Below are 3,558 nucleotides of genomic sequence, written 5' to 3' on the forward strand. Positions count from 1 at the left end.
CTCACCGGTCCAAGGGGTGGGAGTGCTCACTCGCCCGCGGCTACCGGACGTCGAGTCTGCCTCCCAGCCGACCCGACACCTCCCATTAGGGGTGGCGGGGGTGGATGAGGTCGAAGACGGGGCGGCCGGCGGTCAGGGCGCGGCGTTCGAACTTGGTGACCGGGCGGTGTGCGGGGCGGGGGGCGAAGCCGTTGTGCGGGTCCGCCAGGCCGGGGTCGGCGGTCAGGGTCTCCCGCATCGACTCGGCGTACTCGGCCCAGTCGGTGGCGCAGTGCAGGGTGCCACCCGGCCGCAGGCGGGAGCGGAGCAACGCCACGTGCTCCGGCTGGATGATCCGCCGCTTGTGGTGCCGGGCCTTCGGCCAGGGGTCGGGGAAGAAGACGTGCACCGCGTCCAGAGCGTCGGTCGGCATGGCCCGGACCAGGTCCAGCGCGTCGCCCTTGGCCACCCGGACGTTGGTCAGCCCGTGCCGTTCCACCAGTTCCAGCAGGTTGCCGAGGCCGGGCGTGTGCACCTCGACGGCCAGGTAGTCCCGGTCCGGGTCGGCGACGGCCATCGTCGCCGTGGCCTCGCCCATGCCGGAGCCGATCTCCAGCACCACGGGGGCGCCCCGGCCGAAGAGCGCGGCCGGGTCGAAGGGGCCGTCGAGCTCGGCGATGTCGACGCCGTACTCCGGCCAGAGCCGTTCCAGCGCGTCCGTCCGGCGGCCGCTCATCCGGCCGCGGCGGGGGTGGAAGGTCAGGATCCGGGCGGCCGGCGGGGCCGCCGGGACGGCGGGGTTCTGGTCGGTGGAGGTCACAGCGACCCGAGCGTACGCGACGGTTCCGTCGTATCGGATGTGATGTACGCCCGGGGGTGAGACGATTCATCCCGTACGGCAGGCCGGCGCTCGCTGTCCCGGCGCTGCCCGAGGCGGCCGGAAGGGGGCAGGATGTCGATCACGCTCCAGCGCACCGCGTTGGCCATCACGTTCGGTGCCCTCGGCCCAGCTCTGCTCGGGGCGGGCGCGGCGCTCGCCGCCCCGCCACCCGCGGCGGCAGCCCCGGCCCCCAGCGAGCCGGCTGAGGTCTGGCCGCTGCAGGCCGGCGAGCCGCAGCCGACCCCCAACGTGGTCTTCGTCGAGGTGCGCCCGACCCCGGTGCAGCCCGGCTTCCTGGTCGGCATCCGGGCCAGCTGCCGGGACAACTCCATCCCGGCGACGGTCGTCTCCGACGCGTTCGGCCGGGTGCAGGTGCACTCCCAGCGTGGTGAGCTGACCGCCTCGGCCGAGGTCCGGGAGCGGACCCGGCCGGGCAACTACCGGGTCAAGCTGGAGTGCCGCGACGGCGCGACCGCCTCGACGATGCTCCAGGTGGTCAAGTCGATGAAGCCCAGCCCCGGCCCGCACACCGGCTTCGGCGGCTCCGCCGGCGGCAACCTCACCGGCCTGCTCGTACCCGGTGGCCTGGCCCTGACCATCGCCGGCGCGACCGTCGGCATCATCGCGGCCCGCCGCCCCCGTGGCGCCGCACGGGGCTGAGCGGCGCGATGGCCTCGCAACCCGCCTCCACACCGGCCGCCCGCGGCGACCGTACCTCGGCACGCAGCCCCTGGTCGGTGCCGCTCGCGGCGGGCCTGGTGCTGCTCGGCGTCTTCGCGACCGGCGCGGGTCTCGGGCGTACCGTCGGGCCGCTGGACTGGGCGGCCGGCCAGCAACGCCCGGCGGACGCGCAGGAGCGGCCCGACGCAGGGCGCGGCGGCGGGTTGCCGGCCAGCCGGCCGGTGAGCCTGGCGGTGCCGGCCATTCAGGTGACCGCCCCGGTGGCCCCGGTGGGAAAGGCGAAGGACGGGTCGATCGACGTGCCGCCGCTGAACCGGCACCACGAGACCGGCTGGTACGACCGCGGCCCGACCCCGGGGGAGCCGGGTCGCGCCATCATCGTCGGGCACGTCGACTCCAAGAGCGGCCCGGCCGTCTTCTACGAGCTGCGCAAGCTCAAGCCCGGCGACCGGATCGAGGTGACCCGCGAGGATCGCAAGGTCGCGGTGTTCACCGTCGACTCGGTCGAGCACTTCGACAAGTCCCAGCTGCCGGCCGACCGGGTCTACGGCGACGACGGGCCGCCGGCGCTGCGGCTGATCACCTGCGGCGGCGCCTGGGTCGGTGGCCGGACCGGCTACGAGGACAACGTCATCGCCTTCGCGTCGCTGGCCGAGACCCGGCAGCCCTGACCGGCCGGGCGCTCAGCCCTTGCCGGTGACCTGCTGGACGACCTCGAACTCCAGCAGCGTGGCGCCGGAGGAGACCGGCCGCCGCTGCTCGCCGCCCTCACCGCCGGCGTGCGCGGCCCGGCCCGGGCCGGCCGCCCACGCCTGGTACGCCTCCTCGCTCTCCCACCGGGTGTAGACGAAGTAGCGGCTCTCCCCGGCGACCGGGCGCAGCAGCTCGAAGCCGAGGAAGCCGGGGGAGTTCTCCACCGCGCCGGCCCGGGCGGCGAACCGCTTCTCCAGCTCCTCGCCGGCGCCGGACGGGACGTCGATCGCGTTGATCTTCACGACTGCCATGGCTCCACCCTAACCAGCGGCCGATCAGCCGGGTGGACGTCCCGCCCGCTCCCCGACGCCGGCCAGGGCCGCCGGACCACCCGCGTCGAAGCAGGGCTCAGAACGACTCGACGGCCGGCACCAGCTCGGCGTCGACCACGATCGGGGCGTGGTCGGAGGGGCCCTTGCCCTTGCGGGCCTCCCGGTCGACGTACGCGGAGCGGACCGCCCGGGCGAACGGCGCGGAGGCGTAGACGAGGTCGATCCGCATGCCCTTGTTCTGATGGAACATCCCGGCCCGGTAGTCCCAGTACGTGAAGGGGTGCGGGCCCTTCATCGGGGTCGGCACCACGTCGACCAGCCCGAGGTCGCGCAGCGCCGCCAGGGCGGCCCGCTCGGCCGGCGTGACGTGGGTGGAGGTGACGAAGAGCGCCGGGTCCCAGACGTCGGCGTCGGTGGGGGCGACGTTGAAGTCGCCGCAGACCGCCACCGGCGCCCCGCCGGCCAGCTCCGGCTCCAGCGCGTCCCGCAGCGCGGCGAACCAGGCCAGCTTGTACGCGTAGTGCGGGTCGTCGGGGGAGCGGCCGTTCGGGACGTACACCGACCAGACCCGGACCCCGTCGCAGTTGGCCGAGATGGCCCGCGCCTCCGGTTCGGGGAACCCGGGCTCGCCGGGGAATCCGACCGCCACGTCGGCCAGCCCGACCCGGGACAGGATCGCCACCCCGTTCCACCGGCCGTCGCTGTGGCTGGCCACCTCGTAGCCCAGCGCGCCCACCTCGGCGCTGGGGAAGGAACCGTCGGGGCACTTGGTCTCCTGCAGGCAGACCACGTCCGGGCCGGTCGTGGCCAGCCATTCGAGCAGCCGGGGCAGGCGGGCCTTCACCGAGTTCACGTTCCAGGTCGCCAGACGCATGCCTTCAGCCTGCCGTATCCGACCCCGGGGGGGGGGGGGGGGGGGGCGGGGGGGGGCCCCCCCGGGGGGGGCGGGGGGGGGGGCGCGGGCCGCCGGGGGGGGGGCGGCGCGGGGGGGGC

General features: G+C 75.3%; 5 protein-coding genes. 2 read left to right on the forward strand and 3 right to left on the reverse strand.

Translation table 11 applies throughout. The features are described 5' to 3' along the window. Positions 1 to 85: 85 nt before the first annotated feature. On the reverse strand, positions 86 to 715 hold the full coding sequence (gene trmB, locus M2302_RS32955; RefSeq protein ID WP_280841702.1) for a tRNA (guanosine(46)-N7)-methyltransferase TrmB: 630 nt from the start codon (positions 713 to 715) through the stop codon (positions 86 to 88). 216 nt (positions 716 to 931) lie between these two features. Here trmB and M2302_RS32960 point away from each other — a divergent pair, with 216 nt between their 5' ends. Then, complete coding sequence (locus M2302_RS32960) at positions 932 to 1,519, forward strand: hypothetical protein (protein ID WP_280841699.1); 588 nt, start codon at positions 932 to 934, stop codon at positions 1,517 to 1,519. Then, entirely contained in the window at positions 1,516 to 2,211 is a 696-nt protein-coding gene (locus tag M2302_RS32965) for a class F sortase (RefSeq protein WP_280841703.1), read from the forward strand. Before M2302_RS32960 ends, M2302_RS32965 begins: the two co-directional genes overlap by 4 nt. 12 nt (positions 2,212 to 2,223) lie before the next feature. Here the strand turns inward: M2302_RS32965 and M2302_RS32970 are convergent, their stop codons facing one another. Together M2302_RS32970 and M2302_RS32975 are read right to left on the reverse strand one after the other, a co-directional pair. Continuing rightward, positions 2,224 to 2,544 (reverse strand): antibiotic biosynthesis monooxygenase, encoded by a 321-nt coding sequence (locus M2302_RS32970; protein ID WP_280841700.1) that lies wholly within the window; start codon positions 2,542 to 2,544, stop codon positions 2,224 to 2,226. A 97-nt stretch (positions 2,545 to 2,641) separates the two neighbouring features. Next, positions 2,642 to 3,439, reverse strand: coding sequence for an exodeoxyribonuclease III (locus tag M2302_RS32975; protein WP_280841701.1), 798 nt, complete (start codon positions 3,437 to 3,439; stop codon positions 2,642 to 2,644). Between the last annotated feature and the right edge of the window lie 119 nt (positions 3,440 to 3,558).

The sequence above is a fragment of the Micromonospora sp. A200 genome (genome assembly GCF_029893845.1).
GTDB classification, from domain to species: domain Bacteria; phylum Actinomycetota; class Actinomycetes; order Mycobacteriales; family Micromonosporaceae; genus Micromonospora; species Micromonospora purpureochromogenes.